The following is a 25,442-nucleotide window of genomic DNA, read 5'->3' as shown; positions in this document are numbered from 1 at the left end:
ATATTATAAAAGTAGAGTTACATTGTATCTCTACTTTTTTCTTTTTAAAATATCTATCATTACCGCAATGATAATGAGTAGCACTCCTATAATTAGGTTTGTAGTAAGGCTTTCTTGTTGAAATATCCAAATACTAATAGCCACTGCTACAATGGGTTCCATTACCCCAATAATAGCCGTAGGAGTAGAACCTATCATTCTGATAGCATAAATAAGGGTGATGATAGAAAACAAAGTAGTTACTATACCGAAACTTGTGAGTAGTAAACACATCTTTACTTCGGGGATAGGAAGAGGTGTACCTATAACCCATAGTTTTACAAGAAAATAAACTGAAGAAAATAAAGTAGAATAAAACGATACTTTTATTCCTGAAGCTGATATTTTAGACTTATTGACAATGAGCATATATAGCGCATAAGAGAGTGCCCCAAGCAATGATACTCCTGCCCCTATATAGTTGATAGAAAAGTTTGTAACATCTTTTACACTAAGCAAGAAAACGCCTACTAATACAATCAAAAGTGCTAAAATCGTAGGAAAAGTAATACGTTCTTTGAAGAAAACACCCAAAGCAAGTGCTACTATAAGCGGATACATAAAAAATATAGTAGAAGCAATTCCTGGGGAGAGCAAATCGTAGGCAAGAAAGAGAAATTCAGCTGAAAGGGCGTACAGCAATCCTAAAACAAGAAAGATAAATACTTCGCGCGGGGTAATGCGCAGTGTCTCTTTTCGGTAGAAAAGATACCCCATAATAAAGAGACTTGTAGTAATGAAACGATAGAAAAGTGCTGCATCTACTGAAAAACCTTGCTGCTTGATAGGAATCATAAACAGCGGAATCATACCATAAGTAACCGCTGAAATAAAAGCTGCTAAATACCCTTTTACTATATCTTTCATAGTAAAATTAAAAGAGTCCCATTACATAGGGATAATAGATGATACAGAGCACAATGCTTACAGGTATCACAGCAAAGCCTACACTTCCGGCAGCAACATCTTTGATAATCCCAATAGTTTTATGATGATCGGGGTGAATGAAGTCACATAGCTTTTCAACGGCTGTATTGAGTCCTTCAACCGAAAGAACTAACCCTATACACAAAAGCTGTATAATCCATTCATTGGTAGTAATGCCGAAACAAAAGCCTAAAATCACCCATACTAAAGAGATGGCAATATGTACCATCACTGGAGGTTCATTCTTTATTAAATAAAACAAACCTTGAAATACATATTGTAAGCTTTTGAGTCTTTTTCTTATAAATTCCATAATTCTTTATGCTGATTTATTTCTTAAATCGCATTCCGATAACGCCAAAGATAGCTTCACGGATAATGCTTTTATTCATTTTTGATTTTCCTTTAGTTCTATCGGTAAAGATGATAGGTACTTCTGTAATTTTAAACTTTTTAAGATAAGCACGATACTTCATCTCTATTTGAAAGGCATAGCCTACAAATCGGATAGTATTCAGGTCGATGCTCTCTAATACCCTTCGGTGGTAACACACAAAGCCAGCAGTAGGGTCTTTAATTTTCATTCCCGTAATCACCCTCACATAGATAGAAGCCCCATAGGACAACAAGATGCGTTGCAAAGGCCAATTCACTACATTCACCCCTTTTATATAACGCGACCCAATTGCTACATCAGCACCTTGCTGACAAGCCTCATAAAGTCGCAAGAGGTCAGTAGGATTATGAGAAAAATCGGCATCCATCTCGAAAATATATTCATAGTCACGTGCTAATGCCCACTGAAAGCCGTGAATATAAGCTGTTCCTAAGCCTTTTTTCTCTGTGCGTACCTCTAAAAAAAGTTGGTTAGGATAAATATTTTGTAATTCACGTACCTTATCGGCAGTATCATCAGGAGAATTGTCGTCTACAATAAGAATGTGAAACTTATCACTTTGGGCAAATACAGCCTTTATGATAGCTTCTATATTTTCAATTTCGTTGTATGTAGGAATGACAATTAACAATGGACAATTAATAATTTAACAAGGTGGGTATACACAAAAACTTTGCCAAAGTTGGTCGTAGCACAGTAAGCTATCTCACTTTGGCAAAGTATTTTTTTTAATTAATAATTAATTACATATCTCCCATTTCTTTAGTAAGTTCAGCATTCATAGCGCGGTATACACCTGTTTCGAGTTTCTCACGAATAGCTGAAAACGCTTCCAAAGTGCGGTCGATATCTTCTTTACTATGTGAAGCGGTAGGAATAATGCGCAAGAGTATCATTCCTTTTGGAATCACAGGATAAACTACTATTGACAAGAAGATACCATAGTGCTCGCGTAGGTCGTTTACCATAGCCATTGCTTCTGGAATACTACCGTGCAAGAATACAGGCGTTACGCAAGTATTGGTATTACCAATATTGAAACCACGCTCTTTAAGTCCGTTTTGCAAACGATTTACATTATCCCATAACTTTTGTTGTAGTTCAGGCATTGTTTCCATCATTTCCAAACGTTTCAAAGCACCTTTTACATAAATCATCGGAAGTGATTTAGCAAACATTTGAGAGCGGAGATTGTATTTAAGATAATCTACTACTTTGGCATTTCCAGCTACGAAAGCCCCAATACCTGCCATTGATTTGGCAAAAGTAGAGAAATAAACATCAATTTCATCTTGTATGCCTTGGTGAACACCTGTTCCCTCACCACGAGGCCCTAAAGTACCAAAACCGTGAGCATCGTCTACTAAAAGGCGGAAATTGTATTTCTTTTTAAGAGCTACAATTTCTTTAAGTTTACCTTGTTCGCCACGCATACCAAAAACTCCTTCAGAAATCACCAAGATACCGCCTCCTGTAGTTTCGGCTAATTTGGCAGCACGTTCTAAGTTTTTCTCGAAGCTCTCCATATCGTTATGTTGGTAGGTATAGCGTTTGCCAAAGTGCAAGCGTACCCCATCAATAATACAAGCGTGTGAATCGACATCGTACACGATAACATCATTCTTAGTTACCAAAGCATCAATGATAGATACCATTCCTTGGTAGCCGAAGTTGAGCAAATAAGCAGCTTCTTTGTGTACAAATTTAGCTAAACGTTTTTCGAGTTCTTCGTGCATAGTAGTATGCCCACTCATCATACGAGCCCCCATAGGGTAAGCCGCACCATACTCAGCAGCTGCTTCGGCATCTACTTTGCGCACCTCGGGGTGGTTAGCAAGTCCTAAATAGTCGTTGATACTCCAGTTGAGGGTTTCTTTTCCTTGAAATTTCATATGAGGACCTAATTCGCCTTCCAATTTAGGGAATACATAATACCCCTCGGCGTGTTCTGACCAGCGCCCTATACTTCCTTTATTTGCATAAATATGCTCAAATAAATCTTTCATTCGTTCTTTATCTTATTTTGTTAATTGATAATTGTTAGTCAATAAATCCTTGTTTTTTCATCCAGTCGTCGCTGTAGATTTTGTTCATATAGCGCGAACCGTGGTCGGCGAAGAGGACTACTATGATGCTATTTTCGTCGAATTTACCTGCTTCGGCATATTGTTTTATGGCTTGCATTGCAGCCCCGCTTGTGTAGCCCATAAAGAGTCCTTCGGTACGTGCTAATTTGCGAGCCATAAGTGCAGCATCTTTATCGGTTACTTTGATAAACTCATCAATAACATCAAAATCAGTAGCAGTAGGAATCAAGTTTTTACCCATTCCTTCTATTTTGTATGGATATACTTCAGCAGGGTCAAACTCTCGGGTTTCGTGATATTTTTTGATAGCTGAGCCATAGGCATCTACCCCCAGTACTTGCACTCTTGGGTTTTGCTCTTTTAGGTAGTGGGCAATACCTGAAATGGTACCGCCTGTTCCACTACATACCACTACGTGAGTAATCTCGCCTTGCGTTTGTTCCCATATCTCACGACCTGTCTGGTAATGAGCTTCAGGGTTGAGCGGATTGAAATACTGATTGACATAGATAGAATTAGGAGTTTCGTTGTGGATACGTTTTGCTACTTCGTAGTAAGAGCGAGGGTCATCGGGAGCGACATTTGCAGGACACAAATGTACCTCTGCTCCTAAGGCTTGAAGCATTTCCACTTTGTCGTGAGACGATTTATCGCTAATAGCAATGATACAGCGGTAGCCTCTTAGGGCACTTATCATTGCTAAACTGTAGCCCGTGTTGCCAGAGCTAGTTTCTACGATGGTACTACCTGGTTTAAGTAATCCCTTGCGTTCGGCATCTTCTACAATGTACTTAGCCACCCTATCCTTAGCAGAATGACCCACATTGAAAGCCTCAAGCTTTGCAAAATAACGCCCTTTGAGACCTTTGGTAATTTTATGCAATTCCAAAAGGGGCGTATTACCAATGAGTTGTAGTAAGCTACTATGTACGTTCAATGATTCATCTATTTTCATTAGTTACTTAGTTTATTTTGAGTGGCAAAAATACGAATAATTTGTCAATTAGCAAATTTCTATGAGTCCTTGAAAGTTGAGTTTATAAGGCTCATCTTTATATAAAGGGAGAGTTTCATCTGTTATATTGCTAAGCCCTACACCAGCGTAGAAAGTACGAGCGTTGTGTTTTTCGGCGTGTTTGCGCACCACTTCCATAAATACGATATCATATTTGGTAGGGTCGTCGCCATAAGGCACTGCCCGCACAATGATAAAGTACTTTTGGTTCTTTTTATCCACACACACAAATTGAGGGTCGCGTTTGAGTTCACTATTCACTAATAGAAATTCCCATTGTAGTTCGTCTTGCAAAGCAGAGCCTACAATGTTCATTGCTAAATTGTGGAGTTCTTGACCTGTGAGGGGTGTCATATTCACTTTTTATATAGCGACTATTTTGCCAATTGTTCTAAGCCATACACTATCAAGTTTTCTACTACTTTTTTAGTATCCTTGGTGAAAGTACCTGTAGGGCGATTGGCAATGATAGCATTGAGTGAAACGGCTTGGTGTCCTAAGAGTTTAGAAAGCCCATAGATAGCAGAGGTTTCCATTTCGAGGTTCGTCATACGATGACCATTGTGATTGAAGCTGTGGAGCTTGTCGTTGAGGTCAGGGTCTTGCACAGGCAAGCGCAATACGCGTCCTTGAGGACCATAGAAGCCTGGAGCAGTACCAGTAATTCCTTCAAATACCTTATCGGTGAGGAGGCGTTTTTTGAGTTCTTGTCCGCAAGCGATGATATAAGGGCGACCTTTGAGAGGATTCCAATTTGTATGAGCAATAAAAGCCTCTTCCATAGCGAGTTCACGTACCTTAGGACTATCTTTATACGAATGGAACATATTGTCCATACCTAATCCGTGGGAAGATAGCACAAAACTATCTACGGGTATATCGGCTTGTAGAGAGCCAGAGGTACCGAAACGCACTATATTGAGCGAGGTGAGCTGTTCTTTGGGCTTACGGGTGTTCAAATCAATATTGGCAAGGGCATCGAGTTCGTTGATAACAATGTCGATATTATCAGGACCTATACCAGTGGAAATCACAGTAAGGCGTTTGCCTTTATAAGAACCTGTATGAGTGCAGAATTCGCGTTTTTGGGTGCTAAATTCTATATTGTCAAAATAAGCACTCACACGAGGCACACGGTTAGGGTCGCCTACCAAAATAATGGTATCGGCTACTTGTTCAGGTCGCAAATTGATGTGGTAAATACTACCATCGGGATTCAAGATAAGTTCAGATTCTTTAATCATAGTATGGTGGGTTTTAATTCTAAAATATTATTACTTATTTATATTTGACTTATTGCATTATTTTCTTTAAATAACTTTCAATAGCTGGTTTACATTCATTGTTAAACAGCTGTTCTAACTTATGAATTTGAGAATGTAAGTCTGAAATGCTTTCATTAGTTACCTTATTTAAATAGATAAGTATTTCGGATTCACGCTTGGCATTTATCTGTGCAAACATACTGGTCATTTTATGAGCTATTGCCTTAATGCCTTTGTAATCCTTATTATCAACATAGATTTTTAAGTTTTCCAAATTAGTATCTGTTTCGGCTAAGAAATGTTGATAAATATTAACAATACCTTCTATATCATCTCCCATAAAGTTCTCCAATACCTCAGGAGTATATCCTCCTGTGGTAGCATTATCGGTTAAGATAATTGTCTTTTGTTCTACTTTGGTGTCAAGCTTAGGGAAAAAGACTTTTAGTTTCTCATAAAACTGCTCAGGAGTAAACGGTTTAGGAAGGATACCAGAGAAGCCACTCTTCATATAAAAACTTTCGGGGACGTCGCGTCTGCCTGTAATGGCTAATACAGGAAGCGGGTTGTTCTTATACTGTTCATTGAAGAGCGTTACAAAGTGGAAGCCATTCATTTCGGGCAATTGTATATCGGTAATTACCAAGTCGAAATTATAGTTAGTCATTTGAGTAAACGCATCTTTACCATTGTTAAATGTAATAGCGTTAATGCCCTTCTGCTTCAAGAGTTCTTCAATGAGACTAAGGATAGAGAAATCGTCATCAATTACTATAATTGAAATCTTATTGGCAGGCTTGTTTGAGGTTATAATTTGAGGTGCTTTGGTACGCTCTACTACTTTTTCGGCTAAGAAGCGTAAGGTAAAGGTACTGCCCTTGCCTTCATTACTCTCTAAATATATCTTACCTCTGAGCAGATGCGCTAATTTTTGAGAGATATGCAAGCCTAAACCAGAACCTCCATAACGCTTAGAAATCTCATCGTTGGCTTGAGTAAACTCATCAAAGATGTGTTGTTGCTGTTCTTTCTTTATACCAATACCTGTATCGGTAACGGCAATACCTATTTCATACACATCGTTGCTTAACGGACGTGCATCGGCTTGTATGTGTACGTTCCCGCGTTCGGTAAACTTAAAGGCATTAGAAATGAGGTTATACAATATCTGTTTCACACGATAAGCATCGCTTGAAAAGTTTAGATTATTTACCGTTTCGGAAAAAGTAAAGGTAAGGTTTATTTCCTTAGTTTTATAAGCTGACTTCACATTATTGGCTACCTCATCAATAATTTCGGCGGTATTGAAAGGAACTTTTTCAACAGATATTTTTCCTGCCTCGATACGAGTATAATCTAATAGTTCATCTACTAATTTAGAAATATATTCTGATGAATACTTGATATGTGAAAGATAATTCTTACCCTTATCGGAGATTTTCTGTTTGCTAAGCAATTCGGAATATCCCACAATAGAACTCAATGGAGTACGCAAATCGTGGCTTACCATAGAAATGAGTTGCTCACGGTTTTTCAGTAGATTATACGATTTCCGGTTAGCGGTTTCGAGTTTGCGACGATAACGTTGAGAGGTAACAAAATCATTGATAATCACAATAGAAGAAATGGCTATAATGCCCAAAGCTACCAAAAAGGCTAACATCAATAGGTTTTTACTATTCTCAAAAATAGCTCGACGCTCTTGACTTAGTTTTTGTGAATTAGCCAATACCTCTTCTTCAAAATTATGTAGTAGGTCGTCAAGTTTTTGAGATAAACGCACATCGTTTTGCCAAAGGCTTTGCATTCGTTCATTAATTTGGCTTTTAGACTCTTGGGTATCTTCATTTACCTTATTGAGCAAGGTAAGCGTTTCCATTACTACCTTATCGAATTTGGTATTTTTGAACGTCTTTGGAATCTTGATGTTCTTATACTTCTTTAAGATAGAAGCAATATCAGTAGCAGGAACAGGGGTATATTCTTTATTTTTACGTCGGGAATAGGTTTTATTATATACTTCATAACCTAAATAAGGTTCCAAACTTGAGAGCTTACTGATGGCACTGCGAATAATGATAGAAGTACTGTCGCTTTCTTGAAAAGCTTTTAACTCCTGCAAGTTTTCACTTTTAAGATTTAGCAAAGAAGTAATAGTATCGAGGGTTAAGAGCTGTCTTTCGGAAGTAATATCACGGCGAAATTTTAGTACCTCATTCTGTAAAGTAACATTCTTTTCTAAGAAAACTTGAAGCGCTTCTCTATCATCGGTACGTATAGCGACCCTTCCTGCGCTTTCGGTATCGTTCATCAGGGTGAGTATCTTGCTAATTTGGATAATTTTATTTCTATCTTGCTGGTTAATTTCTTCTTGGTGTGAGAGTTTTTGTATTTCTTTATAGACTACATATCCAGCTACAATAGACACGCAGATGAGCAATACATAGCTCACAATAACTTTAAGAGTTACTTTGTTTGACTTCATTTTGAGTATTTTAGTGCGTAAAAAAGACATTTATTAACCGACAAAAGTACGACTTTTTTTTTAATGTACAACTATAATAAGAAAAATCTATGTTTTTAAGAAGTAAAAGACAAAAAAATGGTTAATGATTAATGATTAATGATTAATGATTAATGATTAATGATTAATGATTAATGATTAATGATTAATGGTTAATGATTAATGGTTAATGATTAATGGTTAATGATTAATGGTTAATGGTGAAATTGGGAGAAAATTATATAAAGCTTATAGGATAATTGAACAATGAGAGGATCTACAGTGGCTCTACAGTGGGTCTACAGTGGGTCTACAGTGGGTCTACAGTGGGTCTACAGTGGGTCTACAGTGGGTCTACAGTGGGTCTACAGTGGGTCTACAGTGGGTCTACAGTGGGTCTACAGTGGGTCTACAGTGGGTCTACAGTGGGTCTACAGTGGGTCTACAGTGGGTCTACAGTGGGTCTACAATGGGTCTACAATGGGTCTACAATGGGTCTACAATGAATAAAAGACGGTGCGAGCCGCACGGGCAGATAAAGAATGAACGAACAAAGAACGAACAAAGAACGAACAAAAGACGAAGGAAAGACGAAGGAAAGACGAACAATCAACGAAGGAAAGGCGAAGAAAAGTTAACGTTAAAACAGAGATAAAAAGAAGGTTATTGAGAGGACTTCTACTCTGCCAAAGTTAAATCTTGGCAAAGTCTATAACACTAAAGCGAAGATAAGATTGAGAGCAGAAGATAATTTGTTGTAGAACTGGTGTTTATAAGAAATGATTTATACAAGGGGATTTCCGAGGTGAGAAAAAAAGAAGAAAAAATTATTTTTTTTATTGTATGTATTAATATTTTTTCTACTTTTGTGGCATTAACTTAAATATTCAATGTTTATGGAAACAAAAAATGTAAATTTCCTAAGTATTGCACTTAGAAACGGTATTTTATTGGGGGTTGCTTGTGTAGTTTTAAGCGTATTGCTGTACGTAACAAACCTTTTGTACACTGGAAGTTTTTTGATAGGTGCTATCACTTGGCTATTGAATTTAGCTATCTGTGTAGTTTTTATCGTGATGGCTGTTCAGCAGTACAAAACGGCTAACGACGGTTTCTTAACTGTAGGTGAAGCTATTAAAGTGGGGATAGTAACCGCTCTCGTGGGAGGGGTAATCGCTGCTATTTACAGTGTAATCTACACTACTGTTATTGACCCTAACTATTATGAAAAAGTAGTAGAGGTTACAATGGAAAAAATGAGTGCCTTTACCTCTAATTTCAGTGAAGAGCAAATGGAAGAGCTTCGCGAAAAAACACTTCAAAGCAAGCCTTCTGTGGTATGGACATTCTTTTCATCGATATTGGGCTCTGCCATTGGAGGGGTTATTATCTCGGCTATAGTAGGAGCTGTGAAGAAGAAAGAACGCCCAATGCCTCTTTAATGGTTGATACCTCTCAATAGATAAAAACAACTGATTATCAGTAATAAAACTTTGTCAAAGATTGTAGCGCAACAAGCTATTGAAACTTTGGCAAAGTTCTTTTATTATAAAAGAGCTAATATTGCTCGTTGCTTGTTGATACTATTAAGTCAAACACATAAAATTTCCTTTTAAAAAGAAGAAACAGAAATTGAAATAAATTAGTTTCAAAATTTTAAAAAAATCGGTAGTAAGCTACCTAAAATACTTTGCTAAAACCTTTTACACAAGGGAAAATCTCAATTTTTGTTTAATTCATAATGACGTAAGCCACACTTCTTTACTCATTGAATTTCGTGCGTTTTCCTTAGTTAGTTCTTAACTATTACTTGCTAATTGTTATTTATTTTGTACCTTTGCACCCTCTTTATGATATTAAGATTATGGAAAAAATAAAGAAATTCAGACTTGACTTCATAGATGTGATTCGCGCCTTTGCTATCTGTATGATGCTACAAGGGCACTTTATAAATGGGCTACTTGCTGACCGCTACCGCGACGAAAATAACTTTATATACTGGCTATGGCACTACTGCACTGGTATTACCGCTCCTGTGTTCTTCACTGTTTCGGGGTTTATCTTCACTTTTTTATTGGTAAAAGAAAGTGATGCTACAAAAGTAGGCTGGAATAACCCTCGTGTGATGAAAGGTATTAGGCGTGGACTGATGCTCATCGGTATTGCTTACTTCTTGCGTATGAGTTTCCAAAGTGTAGATGTACTCCACTGTATTGGGCTTTCGCTCTTGTTGCTCATCGCTACTTACTTACTTTCATATAACCGCAAGTCGTGGGTAATGCCTACGATATTGCTCACCACTACCCTATTGGCGTTCACTTTTGAGCCTTTTTACAAGGATTTGCGCTTTGATTCACTACCCTTGCCGATTGCTAATTACTTGACTCGTGCACACGGTAGTTTCTTTCCTATTTTTCCTTGGTTTGGCTATGTGTCGTTTGGAGGTTTTATGGGATATCTATTTCAGCGATATAAAAATCACCCTCACCTATACCGTAATGCTATTCTGCTATTTCTAAGCGTAGGAGCATTCTTGTTGTGGGGTTTTCACTTTATGATAGAACAACTGTTCTATATTAATCATTCGTCATTTTTTGAGCGATTAATGCAGGATTTTGCTTATTTACGTTTGGGGAATGTATTGCTTGTATTTGGTTTCTTTGCCCTAATGCGCAATGTGATTACTTCACAACTGATTAAAACTATTGGGCAAAACACCCTATCGATTTACGTTATACACTGCTTTATCATATACGGTAGTATTACCTCACACGGGCTTATACAGCACTTCGGAGGACAGTTGAAACCTTATCAAGTGGTATTAGGAGCACCTGCCTTTATAGCCGTATGCGTATGGTTATCGTTTATTTACAACCGGGTAAAACCTGTTATCAAATCGGGTATTGGCTTTGTACTAAAAGAAATCAGAGCGTTTTTGGTAGAGAGTTACCAATTTATTGTAAAACTATTAGGAAGGCTTGTTGCCTTATTTGTTAAGGAATGAAAAAACATCTTATTATTTTAGCTTCGGTTATGGCATTTAATAGCATACAAGCACAACAACCTCTCACCCCCGAAAAACTATGGGAACTACATCGTGTGAATGGTATAGGTATTACCCCCGACCAACAATACGTATTGGTGAGTGTGAGTACTCCAAATATAAAGGAAAATACTTTTAACAAAGAATACTATAAACTTGCCGTAAAAGGAGGTGTTCCCATTCCTATAAGCAAAGAAGAGGTAGAAAAACTCACAGCTAAATACAATACCGATAAAAGCCTAAAACTCACTCATAAGGAAGTAAAATTAAAGTCGGTTTTAGGGAAAGACTTTTATAACGACTTAGAAAAATCATCGGGGAAACTATACAGTAGCTTAGACCACCGCCATTGGGATACGTGGAATGAAGGCAGTTACAATCACGTGATGATAGAAGATAGTAATGGTAAACAAACCGATATAATGGAAGGACTGCCCTATTACTGTCCGCAGTTACCTTTTGGAGGTGATGAGGATTATATATGGAGTCTCGACGGCAAAAAGGTACTTTATGTTACCAAAGCCAAAGTAGGCACTGATTATGTACTAAGCACTAATACTGATATCTACGAGTACGACCTCAGCTCGAAAAAAACAACAAACCTCACCGAAGGAATGATGGGGTATGACACTAACCCTCAGTATAGCAAAGAGGGGGTACTTGCGTGGCTCAGTATGGCACACGACGGTAATGAAGCTGATAAAAACGACCTTTATATATTGAAGGACGGCAAGCGCATTAACCTTACAGCTAACTGGGATAATACTATTTTCAGTTACCGATGGAGCAACGATGGGAAGCAAATATACCTAATTGCGGCTACACAAGGAACAGAGCAAGTGTTTGTAGTAGCTCCTTTTAGTAAAGATACTTCTCCAAGACAACTCACACAAGGTGTATTTGATGTGAATAGTATAGTAGGACAAGCAGGAGACCAATTGGTTGTGATGCGCACGGATATGAACCACGCAGCTGAACTGTATACTATCAATTTAAAAGAGAAAAAAGGGCGCATAACACTATCACAGCTTTCACATTTTAACGATGAACTATACAAAGGGATTGCTGAATGTCCTATTAAGGAGCGTATCATTAAAACTACTGACGGCAAGAGAATGCACGCTTGGGTAATTTACCCACCGAACTTTGACCCTAACAAGAAGTACCCTACCCTACTCTACTGCCAAGGAGGACCACAATCTGTTGTGAGCCAATTTTACAGTTTCCGTTGGAACTTCCAAGTAATGGCTTCGCAAGGTTATATAGTGATAGCTCCTAACCGCAGAGGATTACCAGGCTTTGGAGTAGAATGGAATGCAGAAATCAGTGGAGATTGGGGTGGACAGCCTATGCGCGATTACCTATCGGCTATTGATGATATTGCTAAGGAACCTTATGTAGACAAGGAACGATTGGGAGCTATAGGTGCCAGCTACGGAGGATATTCAATCTACTACTTAGCAGGTATTCACCAAAAACGCTTTAAGACGTTTATTGCCCATTGCGGAGTATTCAACTTACAAAGTATGTATGGCACTACCGAAGAGCTCTTCTTCAACAATAACGAAATAGGAGGTGCTTATTGGGATAAAAAGAACGCTGTAGCGCAAAAATCGTATAAAGAGTTTAATCCTATAGAAAAGATTACAGAATGGGACACCCCTATTCTCATCATTCACGGAGGGAAAGACTACCGAGTACCCGAAGAACAGGGATTCCAAGCTTTTACAGCAGCTCAACTGAGAGGCATCAAGAGTGAGTTACTTTATTTTCCTGATGAGAATCACTGGGTATTACAACCTCAAAACGGACTCTTATGGCAGAGAACGTTTTTCAAATGGCTAAAAGAAACATTATAAAACTAAAAAGAGGCTATCCTAATCGGGTAGCCTCTTTTTTCTATATATTAGAAGAGTCCTTCTACTGACCAATAGCGTTCGCCTGTATCATAGTTTACAGTAAGGACACGTGCCTTAGGGTCTTTTTTGAGTACTTTGGCTACGGCTGCCAAAGAAGCTCCCGTAGAAATACCAGCTAAAATACCTTCTTCTTTCGCTAACTTGCGGGCATATTCAAAAGCCTCATCTTTACTTATTAACAGAATATCATCTATTAGCTTAGTATCGTAATTCTTTGGTACAAAACCAGCACCTATTCCTTGCAGAGGGTGAGGACCTGCTACTCCTCCACTGAGCACGGGTGATAGTTCAGGTTCTACGGCTATGGTTTTAAGATGAGGGAAGTGTTGTTTAAGCACTTTGGATACCCCAGAAATATGTCCACCAGTACCGACTCCTGTTACAAAATAATCAAAGCCATCGGGGAAGGATTGCAAGATTTCTTGAGCAGTAGTGCGCTCGTGTACCTCAGGGTTAGCAGGGTTCTCGAACTGTTGAGGCACCCAATAGTTAGGTTTACCTTCGGCTATTTCGAGGGCTTTGGCAATGGCACCTCCTGTTCCTTTTTCTTTTGGAGTTAATACAACCTCAGCCCCATAAGCCGATACCAGTTTACGGCGCTCTATACTCATAGATTCGGGCATTACCACAATGAGCTTATAACCTTTTACGGCAGCTACTAAGGCAAGCCCAACCCCTGTATTACCTGAGGTAGGCTCCACAATCACAGTATTTTTATTGAGGACACCTTTGTTTTCAGCATCTTCAATCATTGCGAGTGCGATACGGTCTTTAATACTACCGCCTGGGTTCAAGCGTTCTAACTTGATAAATACGTTGGCATCTTTACCAAACAATCGATTAATTTTCACTTCGGGAGTACGCCCGATAAGTTCTAAAACATTTTTGTACGCCATTATATAATTATTTATTAGTTACGTGTTTGTTAATGGTTAGTGGTTAATGATTAGTGAATTGGTATTAGGAACTAATGTTTAAAGACTAAATTACAAAATTAATAGGTTCTTCATACACTTCGTTGTCTTTTACTATGATTTGACTCTTGTGGAAAACTTTAGTAAAAGGTTCTATGCTATGGGTAAGCCATACGTTCCCGCCAATAACGCTATCGTGACCTATTACGGTTTCACCCCCTAAGATTGTGGCACCTGAGTAAATTACCACATTGTCTTGAATAGTAGGATGACGCTTGGTATGAGCCTTATCTACCGATACTGAGAGTGCCCCTAAGGTAACCCCTTGGTATACTTTTACGTGGTTACCTATAACCGTAGTTTCACCAATAACGATAGCCGTACCGTGGTCTATCATAAAAGGGACGCCAATGGTTGCTCCTGGGTGAATGTCGATACCTGTTTTGCTATGGGCGTATTCGGTGAGTATACGGGGCAAGAGTGGTACTTCGCGCGTCCATAGTTCGTGAGCGATACGATATACCATAATAGCAAAGAAACCAGGATAGGTAACTTGTACTTCTCTGAGAGAGGTAGCTGCTGGGTCACTATCGATAAAATACTGAGCATCTTGTTTTAATTGAGCATAAATAGTGGGCAAAATACAATCGTAATAATCAGTTAGTTGCTCTTTTTGAGGTTTGTTTTGCAGAAAATCATCTACAATACTGATAAAATCATAACGCAATTCCTCATAGCGTGCTTCTATATTCACTTTAGAGAGACAAGTACGCTCATCTATGAGAAATAAGAACTGAAAGAGTTCTTCTACAAAGGCGTTAATACGCTGTTTGCTTACGTGATGTTTGATATTTTTACTTTCTTGATAGAGTTCGATAATGAAACTCTCGGTACAATTTACTTTTGTCATTATTATAAAAAAATAGCCCCACTACCTATTAGCAGTGGGGTGTTGTTATTTCGTTTACTAAAATATATATACTGATACTTTCAAGAAATAACGAGCCTTGCACCGCTTACAGGGAAGGTACAACACATCATCATTATTTGAAAAGCATACAGTTTCATACAGTACTATTCTATTAATCGGGGCAAAGGTAAGAATATTTTTCTAACTACCAAAGAAAAACTGAAATATTTTTATTTTCTTTGTTATACAAAAAGATATAATCGGAGTTCTAGGATTGTCTTAGAAAAGAGATGAGGAAGCAGAAAGATAACGAAGAGGAACGGAAGAGGTGATTCAGGTAAAAGATAAAAGATAAGAGGTAAAATGGGTATGCTTAGCTTATAGAAAGCTTATAGGAAGCTTATACGAATCTTGGAAGATTGGTATAGAAAGGGTATATAAATAGTTGATTCATAATATCATACAACAGCACTAAAAATGCCAAAAACAGGGTTTCGAGACGAAAGAAAAGGAAGGGTAAATTAAAGAATTAGTCAATTTGAAAGTTAGGAAATTTGGGATTTAACAAATGCAAAAGTGACTTATTAGAGGTTTCGGGAAGACTTTGAAAGAAATGGAAGGAAGGGGATAGTAGGAGGTGCAAAGGTTAAATGTATTCGACGAGAGGTAATATGAGGTAATATAGTGATGCAAAAGCGATTGAAAAAATAGTATTCTGTTATATTTAACAGATGTTAAATTAAGCATTTTTATAAGTTTGATATTAATATTATTTAGATTTGTTTTATATAATTCAAAAAAAGTACTACCTTTGCAGTCCGATTTAGTGAAGAATGAAAAGTGAAAAGAAATATGCACAATCATTACGATACCAAAGGTTCATCTCTTTGGCACTCATTGTTTTTCCTATTTTTTGCTCGGCTCTTTACGCTCAAACTGCAACTCTCACCACTGTTTCTCCTACTACTATTTCTGATACTACACAGCCTATTCAGTTAGAAGAAGTGGTAGTAACTGCTAAAGAACTTCCTGCACCTACCTCTACTTCGCTTATCGACCGCAAGGCTATGCGACACCTCCAGCCGTCCAGCTTTGCCGATTTGGTGAGTTTGCTCCCTGGTCGGCAAGTTACGACTCCCTCACTGAACTATGCCAATACACTCACTCTCAGGCAGACAGGAACGCCTATGGACGGCTATAGTATTTCCTCTTTAGGCGTAGGCTTCAATATTGATGGTGTTCCCTTAGATGTGAATAACAATATGCAATCTACAGTAGGTACCGGAATGATTATCACCCCTCAATCGAATTACGTTGATAAGAAGCGCAACACTACCCGCTCGGGGGTGGATATGCGCACCATTGCTACCGATGATATTGAAACAGTGGAGATTATACGTGGTATTCCATCGGTGAAATTTGGTGACATCAGCAGTGGAGTAGTAACAATTCACCGCAAAAAAGGCTATACTCCCCTTAGGGCGCGTGCCAAAGCCGACGGTTTTAGCAAACTTTTCTATATAGGCAAAGGCTTTGAACTTACTGAAAATCGCCTCAAACTTAACTTCAGTTTGGATTATTTAGATTCCCAACCCGACCCGCGTAACAGCTTTGAAAACTACAAACGTTACACTGCTTCGGCTCGTGCCGAAAAACACTTCGATACCGAAAATCCGCTTACGTGGAATTTTAGTATCGACTATACGGGCACTATCGACAAGGAAAAACGAGATCCCGATGTAGGCTTCGATCGCTATGATGCTTATCAATCTACTTACAATAATATCCGTATCGCCAATGGGCTGAGTTGGGAACTCCACAAAACATTCTTCAAAACATTGCTACTTAAGACTAGTTACTCGCAGAGTTTCGACCGTATTGAACAAGACAAATGGGTGCAAATCACCAATGCGCGCCCTGTCTTCACAAACAGAGAAGCAGGTGAATTTTATGGCGCATTTTCCGACCCTAACTATGTGTCGCACTTGCTCGTAGATGGCAAACCGCTACACCTTTATACCGACTTTGCAACAGGAGGTTATAAACGTTTTGCAGGATTCCTTAACGAGTTTCTTATAGGGCTTACTTACAACTACAACAAAAACAACGGTCTGGGTCAGGTATACGATTTGGCGCACCCACCTTCACCCGAAATGACTACACGTCCGCGTGCTTTTAAGAGTATTCCCGCGATGCAGGATATGTCTTTTTATGTTGAAGAACAGTTAGAAAAAACCTTTTGGCATACCGATTTTTTCTTGCGTGCTGGTTTGCGTGCCAACACCCTTTTAGGACTCGATTCACGCTACGCATTGCATAACAAGGTGTGTTTCGACCCACGTGTGAATATGAAAGTTACTTTCCCTAAAATTGAGTTTGCTAACCAAAAAACTCTCAGTATCAGTCTTACAGCAGGCTGGGGAAAACACAGCAAACTTCCTACTCAAGAGATGCTCTACCCTCAAGAAAAATACGAAGACTTTGTCCAGCTAAATTACTATCACAGTCAAAGGGCATACCGCCAATTGCACTATAAAACGTATATTTTCCCGCAAGTGAACTACAGCATTATGCCCGCCGTGAACAGCAAAGCCGAAGTGCGCCTTGGCTTGGAATACGACCACCATTCGCTGTTTATCAACTATTTCGACGAGCGTATGCAATCGGGTTTCCGCAAAATGAGCAATTATCATAAAGTATTCTATAAAAAATACGATGCTACAGGACTCAATCACAATGCGATTACTGCCCCTCCTTTGGTAGAAAACCTGCCCTATACTGTGCAAGACGCCCTGATACTCTCAGATATGGAGAGCAATGGTTCGGCTATTGATAAACAAGGGGTGGAATTTCAGTACAGTAGCAAGCGCCTACAATTGCTCAACACTCGCTTTACCCTTAGTGGTGCGTGGTTTCACAGCTTGTATTACAACTCATTGCCTGTATATCGTCCTGCCGATAAAGATGTCATCAACAACCGCAAATATTACAATCTGGGAGTATATCCTGAAATGGAGAAGTACGACTGTGAACAGTTACAAACCAGTCTCGTAGCCGACACTTACCTTCCTGAACTGCATCTCATCACCTCTGTACGTTGCGACCTCACTTGGTATGTTATCAACAGCAGTCCATCTCTTAGTCGTGTGCCCACTCACTACATCAGTGAAGATGGTGTGCGTCACCCATATACAGCGACAGAAGCGAGTGACCCCGTATTGCAATGGCTCATACGCCCTACAACTATAAGTCTCAGTGATAGAACCCCATTATCAATGAACATACATCTAAAAATATCAAAAGAATTCTATAAATACTTTACCCTTTCGATATATGTAAACAATCTGTTCAACTTTTACGAGGACTACCGTGTGAACAGACAATACATCAACCGTCGCGGACTTATCAACCCCTATTTTGGAATGGAGATGAACATTTCTTTAGGGAAGAGTAAATTAGCAAATTAATAAATTAACATATTATGAGACATTTAAAACAATTTTTAGCTTTAGCACTTACTTTAGTGCTCTTAAACGCTTGTAAGAAGGATGATGATAATATCAACACCTTTGTTACTACACGCAATCTTACCCTTCAGCTACAAAATCCTGATAAGGTAACCAATGTTCGGTATGGTACGCTCACCCTTACTCTTACAGAACTCAACAAGAATGAGAAAGTAGAACGTATTTTTACCAATCTTTCTCAAAATGAATTAACCCTTCCTCTTTTGATGGGGAGCTATGAACTGCGCATTGCCACCACTGCTACTTATACCCTTGATGGCAAGACCGTAGCAGGTGAACTCAGTGCTTTCGTTAGCAAAATAGATGTGCTTAGCGATAGCTCTTTTAAAGTACCTTTATCTATCAAAGCTAAAGGTAATGACTTTATTATAGAAGAAATCTTTTTTGTTGGCACTTTAACTCCTGAAGGAAAACAATACTTTGGTGACCAGTATATCAAACTTTATAACAATACCGATAAGGTGCTTTACGCCGATGGTTTGGTATTAGCAGATTCTAAGTTTTTAACGGTAACCAAAAGAGATTACACTCCCAATATAATGAAAGAAGCCTTTGCAGTAGAAGGTATGGTGCAAATACCTGGTACAGGCACTCAATATCCCGTGCAACCAGGTGCTTCTATTGTTATTGCTGAACAAGGAATTAACCATAAAGAAAACAATCCTAATTCTTTAGATTTGAGCAAAGCTAACTTTGAGAATTATTATCCTCCAAGAGTAAAAGATATAGATAGCCCTACTGTTACCAATAACATCAATTTGTATGGTATTCTCATATTCAATAATCGAGGTAATAGAAGCTATGTGATAGCCCGTTTTCCAGAAGGTACTGCTACTTCTACTCTTAGATATGACTATGAATATGAAGTTAATGTTAAAGGCAAAATAGTTAAAAAGACAGGAAGTACGTTGAAAATTCCTAATGAGTGGATAGTAGATGCCGTAAATCTAAGTACTGAAAAAGGTTTCGAATGGTTGGTGACCGATACTTCTTTGGATTCAGGCTATACTTATGTGACTAAAGATGAGGAAGACAAAACTCGTTATGGCAAATCTGTACGCCGTAAGGTTCTTTCTGAAAACAATGGTAAGCCTATCTTTAAAGATACTAACAACTCTACTGAAGATTTCGAAATCCTCACTACACCTACACTTAAAAAGTGAAAAGTGAAGAGTGAAATATTGCTTTTGCAGATTTAACTTTGCCAAAGTTAAATTTTGGCAAAGTTTATAGCGTTTTTTATTGACAAATCAATGAATTAGAATTGACACATCGTCCACTCAACATATTATTTTTATTTTTTCTCTGCGAGATGATTGCTTGGGGGCAAGATACCATCGATACCCTTCTGCTGAAACTGAAAGAGCAACAAAGTATTCAACGCATTTATAGAGCTTACTTTCAGAATCCGGCAACAATGACAGATTGGGGAAAATATCGCTTTTCGTCGGTGCAAACAACTTACGAGGGAAGCGATAAGCAGGCGTATGCCCAGCAGTATCCTGAAGGTCATACTGCTTTCTCAGTAAAAGCGAGCTCTTATTTTCCTTATGACAGCACGCGTACGCTTTGGGGTGATGCGTCGTATATAAATCGAACCCTAAAGCACATTCGCTGGAACGAGTCGTTAGATGGTGAGTTGCTGTATCCTTACTTCACTGCTGATGCCATAGGGGGAGATTTGCACAGCGAACAATACGCCTTTACGGGTGGTTTTGCCAAACAATGGCAACGCCTGCATTGGGGTATCTCTTTGAATTACCAAGCTGAATTAGCAAGTAGGGATAAAGACCCGCGTCCTAAGGATATTACTTCGCAATTGCAATTGCAATCGGGTTTTATGTGGAAGGTAATGCAGTGGAAGATGGGTGTTTATAGCACTTTTGTGAAATATACCCAATCAAACGAACTGAGGTTCTTTAACGAATTAGGGAGGGCTACGGTGTATCACCTCAATGGCTTGGGGTATTACAACCATTTGCTGAAAGGCAATAAACTGAGGGCTTTTTACGAAGGTTATGGTTATGGTGGAGGAATGGCTATCAGCAGGGCGGACGACTTTTTCCTCACAGGGGATTACCATCAACTGACGATTGAGAAGTATATGACTGATGACAATGGGATTGTTGCAGTAACCCTAACCAATAGGGTACTCAATACAGAACTTACCAAATTGTTCCGTCGTGCTCACTATCACTACGGATTTAAATTAGGGTATTATCAGCAAAGTAAAAAAGGCGTAGAGCCTATCCTCTCGGGGCGCAATAACAATTGGACGGAGGTTATTGCGAAGAACAAAAACTATACCCTTAAATGCGAGCAATATCAGTTAGGTGCGTTTTTTGGGTTCGACAATGCTGTGCAGTATCGTATAATGCCTTATGTGAGTTATGAAACTTATCGTGAGGATTATACTTTGGCGAGGAGTTTTCAGTATTTTGATTATATGAATGTTGGAATGACGATAAGTGTTGTAGCACCCTTAGGGGAGAAGAGTATAGGGGTAACAGGCGTGCAGTATCGGTATCGGAAAGTATTACACGAGAATTATCTATTGCGCAATGACCGCAATGAAGCTGAGCTCAGCACAATGCTTTTGCACAATGCCCGCTTTCTTGCTTCGGATAGACAGCGTTATGAGGTGAGTTTGCAATACCATCACAAACTTTCGCCTTCATTAAGCTATTTTGTAGGGTTTAACAGTGAAATAGGAGTATTTACGAGTCAAAAAGTGAATACTTTTCATCAATTTAGTTTAGGGCTTACTTTCTGAGCTTGATATAAGGGGAAGTACTATGCGAGCAGTGGGTTATTAATTAGGAAATTAGAAAATGTGGAAATTAGGAAATTAGGAAATGTGGGAATTAGTTGGAGAATTTCGGAGAGACTCAAAGAAGGGGTTTAGACTTCGGAGGAAAACGAAAAATATCAGAAGTGGACTGAGAGGGATTTTGAAGGAAAAAGGATATTAGGAGGGTGGGGTTAGCTTATAGAGAGCTTATAGGAAGCTTATACGAATCTTGGACGATTGGTATAGAAAGGGTATATAAGTAATTGATTCATACTGTAATACAACAACGCTAAAAATGTTAAAAAAGAGGTTTCGAGGCGAAAGAAAGAGAAATAATTGATAGACCTTAGACCATAGGCACTAGGAGGGAGTATGACGGAAAAAGGAAGAGATGACGAGTGACAAATGAGAAATGACAAAAGTAGTGGGAGAGTGTAATTGGTGCAACAAAGAGATAAACAAAAAGGTAATGCGAAGTATATTTTGGTACATAAAATAAAAAAATCAGATCAGGATACTTGCAATTACGATTAATATTTGTACCTTTGCGCCCTGAAAAGTTAGAAGTTTTTATACCTTAATACATTTACTGATAAAAATGTTTAGTGAAACCACCCCTAATTCAAAAATCTTTGCTTGCTCTAAAAGCATAGAGCTGGCTGAGAAAATTGCGCAAAAATACGGTACTCAGCTCGGTGAAGTTAAACTTTCTTATTATAGTGATGGTGAATTTCAGCCCTCTTATGAAGAATCGATTAGAGGGGCACGCGTTTTCTTAATATGCTCTACTTTCCCTAATTCGGATAACTTGATGGAGCTTTTACTAATGATAGACGCTGCCAAACGCGCTTCGGCAAGGCACATCACAGCAGTAATGCCTTACTTTGGGTGGGCTCGCCAAGATAGGAAAGATAAACCCAGAGTGCCAATAGGGGCAAAATTGGTGGCTAACCTTTTGCAAGCGGCAGGTGCTACTCGTATTATGACGATGGACTTGCACGCCGACCAAATTCAAGGATTCTTTGAGCGCCCTGTAGACCATCTTTTTGCTTCGAGCATTTTCTTGCCTTATTTACAGGGGTTGCACTTAGACAATTTGTGTATTGCTTCGCCCGATATGGGAGGCTCTAAAAGGGCTTATGCTTATTCTAAGTTCTTGAAATGTGATGTGGTGATTTGCTATAAACAGCGCAAACAAGCCAATGTGATTGAAACAATGGAGCTCATAGGTGAAGTAGAGGGTAAAAACGTAGTATTGGTAGACGATATGGTAGACACGGCAGGTACTTTGGTGAAAGCTGCCCAACTGATGAAGGACAGAGGAGCTGTAAGTGTAAGAGCGGTGGCTACTCACCCTATACTGAGCGGGAACGCATATGAGCGCATAGAGAATTCGGCTTTAGAAGAGCTTATCGTGACTGATTCGATTCCACTAAAGCAGCCTTCTAGCAAAATAAAAGTACTGAGTTGTGCTGATCTTTTTGCTGATGTAATGCATCGCGTACACCACAACGAGCCTATCAGTTCTAAATTTATAATGTAGCAAGGTGAAAGGTTAAAAGTAAAAGGTAAGAATTGATGTTTAATATCTAACAAAACCTAACGCCTAAGAACAAGTAACTTAATAATTATTTATAAATAAATGAAATCAATTACAATCAAAGGATCTCAAAGAGAAAGCGTGGGCAAAGCTGCAAGCAAAGCCTTACGTAATGCTGGACAGGTTCCTTGCGTACTATACGGGGGAGACAATGTTCTGCATTTTTCAGCACCTGAATTAGCATTCAAAAACATCGTGTACACTCCTAACGTATACACCGCTGCGATTGAATTGAATGGTAAAACCTATAACGCCATTCTGCAAGACATTCAGTTTGACCCTGTATCTGATAAAATTATCCACATCGATTTTTATCAGCTTCACAAAGACAAAGAAATCACTATTGAAGTACCAATTCAAATTGAGGGGACTTCACCAGGTATTATGGCTGGGGGTACTTTGCGTATTGTGAACCGCAAACTAAAAGTAAAAGCTCTTCCTGACAATTTACCTGATTTTGTTCCTGTAGATATTTCAGGCTTAGAAATGGGTAATAAGCTATATGTTACTAAATTAGCACAAGATAAATACAAGATTATGCACCCAGATAACACTGTAGTTTGCCAAGTGAGAGTATCACGTGCTGCAATGAAAGCCGCACAAGATGCTGCAAAAGCTGAAAAAGCTGCCACTAAGAAATAACTTTTAACAAATAAACTTTCTACAAAGAAGCCATAACAAACAATTGTTTGTTATGGCTTCTTTATTGCAGTTTAGTAAACTCTCTTTTTCTTATAGCATTCATTTAGTTACTTTTTCTAAAAGTAATACCATAAAATTTATTATCCCAAAACAATTCTGTTTTCTTTTCAGCTACAGAAAGAGGAATACATTGTTCTATAGCATTCAAATCAACTGTTTTGCCTTCAAAATAAGATTTGGAGAAGACACTTTTCTTGTATTGGGTCTCCACAAAGTCGGCTGTTTCATCAGCAATAAGCAATTTGCTTCCTGTTTTGGCAACTCTAAGCATTTCCTTTATGGCAAGCGCTTTATCATTGAAAAAATTGATACCTCCGTTGTGAAAAACAATATCAAAAGTATTATTGGCAAAGGGTAATTCCTCGGCGGGGCACTGCACGAGTGTAAGGTTTGTTTTCTTTTGCCACTCCTTTTTGCACTTTTTGAGCATTCCCATTGAGATATCTGCTCCTACAAGGTCTATCGTTTTTAAATCAATCCCTTGTGGCAGGTAATGCAAGTCAGCTCCTGTACCTATGGAAACATAAAGTACCGAAATATTGTTTTTCCATTCCAAACGGCTCATCAACTCGGTACGTAGATAGTCAATAGCGTGTCCATACTTGAGTCTTCCTATCCATTTCTCTCCAAAATCATAGAAAAGAGACATCCAATCGTACATTTTCATATACTTTTGGTTATCTCCACTAATGAAATAGTCATTCATACAGCACAAAATACCATTTTCTTGTTTTAAATCTTCTACTTTTATATCAGATTTTAGCTTTTGAGATATATCTGTCATCATACTTAATTATTTAAATGAGTTTTATAATCCGTATTTTTTCCAGCCTCCGTCACGCCATTGGCACTCGTCAATCTTCCAAATACCGTCTTTTCGGATAATCAGGAAGCGATACTGAAAGTTTAACTCGTCTTGGGTGTAAATATATATCCTATTCTTGGTAAGGGTTTCACTATCTACAATTTGATGATTGCCATAGGTACCGCCTTTTGTCATAGAAAAGCTAATCCCCTCAGGGCGATAGCCTATGCGACGTTTGTCGGTGCAATACTTTTTAAAAATCGCTTTACATTTTTCTTCTACCAAAAGGTCACCCTCTTCTGTTTCATCATTTTTTGTAGCGAATTCTTCCCACTGGGTCATCGCTGAGAAAAAGTTTAAGAGCAATTGTTTAACTTCTTGCAAATCATCAGCATTAGCAGTAGTAGGTTTCTTCTTTCCCGCCGTGCGTTGGGCTTGTTCAAAGGTTTTTATTTGTTCCTCGGTGAAAAACTTATCGAGATAAAACTTTATTTTGCTATAATGCGCCACAGCCATTAACCCCTCGAAAGTGATGCGGGTACGGCGCAATGAAATAGACTTCAAGCGAGGTACTTGCAAGACGATTTTCAAGTTTCCATCGGTTACGGGGCAACCGTCCAACGAAATGTGGTCAACAGGTTTCGAGGTAAAGTATTTGAAGCCTTCGCCTGTGAGTTGCTTATTGTCTTCTAAGAAAAGGAGTTTTAGTTTAGGCAAAGTAGCCAAGTATTTGAGGGCTTCATCAGTAATATCCGTATTGATAAAACCCATATTTACTAAGGATTTTACTTGTACTATCTGCTCTACCATCGCATCGGTAAGAGCGACGTCTTTATAATGATGCCCTTTGCAGAAGCGCTCTTCGGTTACTTCTTTTAGCACGGCTTCCAAAGTGATAGGGTGTTTGTAAGTTGCCATAATAATATGATTGTTATGAGTGCAAAAGTAGACAAAATAGCATTTAAAAACAAAAAATATGAATAGTTTCTTGCTAATAG

At 38.6% G+C, this 25,442-nt stretch carries 20 protein-coding genes; 8 read left to right on the top strand and 12 right to left on the bottom strand.

Annotated features, from left to right (window positions below):
• Positions 1 to 30: 30 nt before the first annotated feature.
• The 8 genes from HW279_RS08695 to HW279_RS08660 all read right to left on the bottom strand — a co-directional run bounded on the left by HW279_RS08695 (position 31) and on the right by HW279_RS08660 (position 8,215).
• Complete coding sequence (locus tag HW279_RS08695; protein WP_178958686.1) at positions 31 to 906, bottom strand: DMT family transporter; 876 nt, start codon at positions 904 to 906, stop codon at positions 31 to 33.
• Between the two features lie 7 nt (positions 907 to 913).
• On the bottom strand, positions 914 to 1,279 hold the full coding sequence (locus HW279_RS08690) for a diacylglycerol kinase family protein (protein WP_178958685.1): 366 nt from the start codon (positions 1,277 to 1,279) through the stop codon (positions 914 to 916).
• A gap of 16 nt (positions 1,280 to 1,295) precedes the next feature.
• Positions 1,296 to 1,994 (bottom strand): polyprenol monophosphomannose synthase, encoded by a 699-nt coding sequence (locus tag HW279_RS08685; RefSeq protein WP_178958684.1) that lies wholly within the window; start codon positions 1,992 to 1,994, stop codon positions 1,296 to 1,298.
• A gap of 112 nt (positions 1,995 to 2,106) precedes the next feature.
• Entirely contained in the window at positions 2,107 to 3,369 is a 1,263-nt protein-coding gene (locus tag HW279_RS08680) for an aminotransferase class I/II-fold pyridoxal phosphate-dependent enzyme (protein WP_178958683.1), read from the bottom strand.
• Positions 3,370 to 3,403: 34 nt separating this feature from the next.
• A complete protein-coding gene (locus HW279_RS08675) occupies positions 3,404 to 4,405 on the bottom strand; it encodes a PLP-dependent cysteine synthase family protein (protein ID WP_178958682.1) in 1,002 nt (333 codons plus the stop codon).
• Positions 4,406 to 4,453: 48 nt separating this feature from the next.
• Positions 4,454 to 4,819, bottom strand: a complete 366-nt coding sequence (locus tag HW279_RS08670) for a Na(+)-translocating NADH-quinone reductase subunit F (RefSeq protein ID WP_178959045.1) — start codon at positions 4,817 to 4,819, stop codon at positions 4,454 to 4,456.
• A gap of 20 nt (positions 4,820 to 4,839) precedes the next feature.
• A complete protein-coding gene (locus tag HW279_RS08665; protein ID WP_178958681.1) occupies positions 4,840 to 5,709 on the bottom strand; it encodes a nucleoside phosphorylase in 870 nt (289 codons plus the stop codon).
• Positions 5,710 to 5,758: 49 nt separating this feature from the next.
• Positions 5,759 to 8,215 (bottom strand): hybrid sensor histidine kinase/response regulator, encoded by a 2,457-nt coding sequence (locus HW279_RS08660; protein ID WP_255495809.1) that lies wholly within the window; start codon positions 8,213 to 8,215, stop codon positions 5,759 to 5,761.
• A 908-nt stretch (positions 8,216 to 9,123) separates the two neighbouring features.
• Between HW279_RS08660 and HW279_RS08655 the strand changes: the two genes are divergently transcribed.
• The 3 genes from HW279_RS08655 (at position 9,124) to HW279_RS08645 (ending at position 13,135) form a co-directional block, all read left to right on the top strand.
• The gene (locus HW279_RS08655; protein ID WP_002671731.1) at positions 9,124 to 9,675 is read left to right on the top strand and encodes a DUF4199 domain-containing protein; all 552 of its coding nucleotides are present in this window, start codon (positions 9,124 to 9,126) and stop codon (positions 9,673 to 9,675) included.
• Between the two features lie 422 nt (positions 9,676 to 10,097).
• Positions 10,098 to 11,237, top strand: a complete 1,140-nt coding sequence (locus tag HW279_RS08650) for a heparan-alpha-glucosaminide N-acetyltransferase domain-containing protein (RefSeq protein WP_178958679.1) — start codon at positions 10,098 to 10,100, stop codon at positions 11,235 to 11,237.
• A complete protein-coding gene (locus tag HW279_RS08645; protein WP_178958678.1) occupies positions 11,234 to 13,135 on the top strand; it encodes a S9 family peptidase in 1,902 nt (633 codons plus the stop codon). Before HW279_RS08650 ends, HW279_RS08645 begins: the two co-directional genes overlap by 4 nt.
• Before the next feature lie 47 nt (positions 13,136 to 13,182).
• Here the strand turns inward: HW279_RS08645 and cysK are convergent, their stop codons facing one another.
• Together cysK and HW279_RS08635 are read right to left on the bottom strand one after the other, a co-directional pair.
• Positions 13,183 to 14,091, bottom strand: coding sequence for a cysteine synthase A (gene cysK / locus HW279_RS08640; protein ID WP_178958677.1), 909 nt, complete (start codon positions 14,089 to 14,091; stop codon positions 13,183 to 13,185).
• An 85-nt stretch (positions 14,092 to 14,176) separates the two neighbouring features.
• On the bottom strand, positions 14,177 to 15,019 hold the full coding sequence (locus HW279_RS08635) for a serine O-acetyltransferase (protein WP_178958676.1): 843 nt from the start codon (positions 15,017 to 15,019) through the stop codon (positions 14,177 to 14,179).
• A gap of 833 nt (positions 15,020 to 15,852) precedes the next feature.
• Here HW279_RS08635 and HW279_RS08630 point away from each other — a divergent pair.
• The 5 genes from HW279_RS08630 (at position 15,853) to HW279_RS08610 (ending at position 23,579) form a co-directional block, all read left to right on the top strand.
• The gene (locus HW279_RS08630) at positions 15,853 to 18,486 is read left to right on the top strand and encodes a TonB-dependent receptor plug domain-containing protein (RefSeq protein ID WP_178958675.1); all 2,634 of its coding nucleotides are present in this window, start codon (positions 15,853 to 15,855) and stop codon (positions 18,484 to 18,486) included.
• Positions 18,487 to 18,500: 14 nt separating this feature from the next.
• The gene (locus HW279_RS08625) at positions 18,501 to 19,709 is read left to right on the top strand and encodes a DUF4876 domain-containing protein (protein ID WP_178958674.1); all 1,209 of its coding nucleotides are present in this window, start codon (positions 18,501 to 18,503) and stop codon (positions 19,707 to 19,709) included.
• A 101-nt stretch (positions 19,710 to 19,810) separates the two neighbouring features.
• Entirely contained in the window at positions 19,811 to 21,319 is a 1,509-nt protein-coding gene (locus HW279_RS08620; RefSeq protein WP_255495808.1) for a DUF6850 family outer membrane beta-barrel protein, read from the top strand.
• A 616-nt stretch (positions 21,320 to 21,935) separates the two neighbouring features.
• Complete coding sequence (locus tag HW279_RS08615; RefSeq protein WP_009418739.1) at positions 21,936 to 22,880, top strand: ribose-phosphate pyrophosphokinase; 945 nt, start codon at positions 21,936 to 21,938, stop codon at positions 22,878 to 22,880.
• 99 nt (positions 22,881 to 22,979) lie between these two features.
• On the top strand, positions 22,980 to 23,579 hold the full coding sequence (locus HW279_RS08610; RefSeq protein WP_009418740.1) for a 50S ribosomal protein L25/general stress protein Ctc: 600 nt from the start codon (positions 22,980 to 22,982) through the stop codon (positions 23,577 to 23,579).
• A gap of 103 nt (positions 23,580 to 23,682) precedes the next feature.
• Here the strand turns inward: HW279_RS08610 and HW279_RS08605 are convergent, their stop codons facing one another.
• The gene (locus tag HW279_RS08605; protein ID WP_178958673.1) at positions 23,683 to 24,426 is read right to left on the bottom strand and encodes a class I SAM-dependent methyltransferase; all 744 of its coding nucleotides are present in this window, start codon (positions 24,424 to 24,426) and stop codon (positions 23,683 to 23,685) included.
• A 21-nt stretch (positions 24,427 to 24,447) separates the two neighbouring features.
• Entirely contained in the window at positions 24,448 to 25,362 is a 915-nt protein-coding gene (locus HW279_RS08600; RefSeq protein WP_178958672.1) for an NTF2 fold immunity protein, read from the bottom strand.
• Positions 25,363 to 25,442 lie beyond the last annotated feature (80 nt).

It is taken from the genome of Capnocytophaga sp. oral taxon 903 (assembly GCF_013394785.1).
Lineage (GTDB): Bacteria > Bacteroidota > Bacteroidia > Flavobacteriales > Flavobacteriaceae > Capnocytophaga > Capnocytophaga ochracea.
This window is presented reverse-complemented; position numbering and strand designations above follow the sequence as displayed.

What these genes read in the sequence shown, in the direction of transcription:
- HW279_RS08695 (WP_178958686.1), bottom strand. Translation starts at nt 906, where the DNA reads ATGAAAGATATAGTAAAAGGGTATTTAGCAGCTTTTATTTCAGCGGTT.
- HW279_RS08690 (WP_178958685.1), bottom strand. Translation starts at nt 1,279, where the DNA reads ATGGAATTTATAAGAAAAAGACTCAAAAGCTTACAATATGTATTTCAA.
- HW279_RS08680 (WP_178958683.1), bottom strand. Translation starts at nt 3,369, where the DNA reads ATGAAAGATTTATTTGAGCATATTTATGCAAATAAAGGAAGTATAGGG.
- HW279_RS08675 (WP_178958682.1), bottom strand. Translation starts at nt 4,405, where the DNA reads ATGAAAATAGATGAATCATTGAACGTACATAGTAGCTTACTACAACTC.
- HW279_RS08670 (WP_178959045.1), bottom strand. Translation starts at nt 4,819, where the DNA reads ATGACACCCCTCACAGGTCAAGAACTCCACAATTTAGCAATGAACATT.
- HW279_RS08665 (WP_178958681.1), bottom strand. Translation starts at nt 5,709, where the DNA reads ATGATTAAAGAATCTGAACTTATCTTGAATCCCGATGGTAGTATTTAC.
- HW279_RS08660 (WP_255495809.1), bottom strand. Translation starts at nt 8,215, where the DNA reads ATGAAGTCAAACAAAGTAACTCTTAAAGTTATTGTGAGCTATGTATTG.
- HW279_RS08655 (WP_002671731.1), top strand. Translation starts at nt 9,124, where the DNA reads ATGTTTATGGAAACAAAAAATGTAAATTTCCTAAGTATTGCACTTAGA.
- HW279_RS08650 (WP_178958679.1), top strand. Translation starts at nt 10,098, where the DNA reads ATGGAAAAAATAAAGAAATTCAGACTTGACTTCATAGATGTGATTCGC.
- HW279_RS08645 (WP_178958678.1), top strand. Translation starts at nt 11,234, where the DNA reads ATGAAAAAACATCTTATTATTTTAGCTTCGGTTATGGCATTTAATAGC.
- cysK (WP_178958677.1), bottom strand. Translation starts at nt 14,091, where the DNA reads ATGGCGTACAAAAATGTTTTAGAACTTATCGGGCGTACTCCCGAAGTG.
- HW279_RS08635 (WP_178958676.1), bottom strand. Translation starts at nt 15,019, where the DNA reads ATGACAAAAGTAAATTGTACCGAGAGTTTCATTATCGAACTCTATCAA.
- HW279_RS08630 (WP_178958675.1), top strand. Translation starts at nt 15,853, where the DNA reads ATGAAAAGTGAAAAGAAATATGCACAATCATTACGATACCAAAGGTTC.
- HW279_RS08625 (WP_178958674.1), top strand. Translation starts at nt 18,501, where the DNA reads ATGAGACATTTAAAACAATTTTTAGCTTTAGCACTTACTTTAGTGCTC.
- HW279_RS08615 (WP_009418739.1), top strand. Translation starts at nt 21,936, where the DNA reads ATGTTTAGTGAAACCACCCCTAATTCAAAAATCTTTGCTTGCTCTAAA.
- HW279_RS08610 (WP_009418740.1), top strand. Translation starts at nt 22,980, where the DNA reads ATGAAATCAATTACAATCAAAGGATCTCAAAGAGAAAGCGTGGGCAAA.
- HW279_RS08605 (WP_178958673.1), bottom strand. Translation starts at nt 24,426, where the DNA reads ATGATGACAGATATATCTCAAAAGCTAAAATCTGATATAAAAGTAGAA.
- HW279_RS08600 (WP_178958672.1), bottom strand. Translation starts at nt 25,362, where the DNA reads ATGGCAACTTACAAACACCCTATCACTTTGGAAGCCGTGCTAAAAGAA.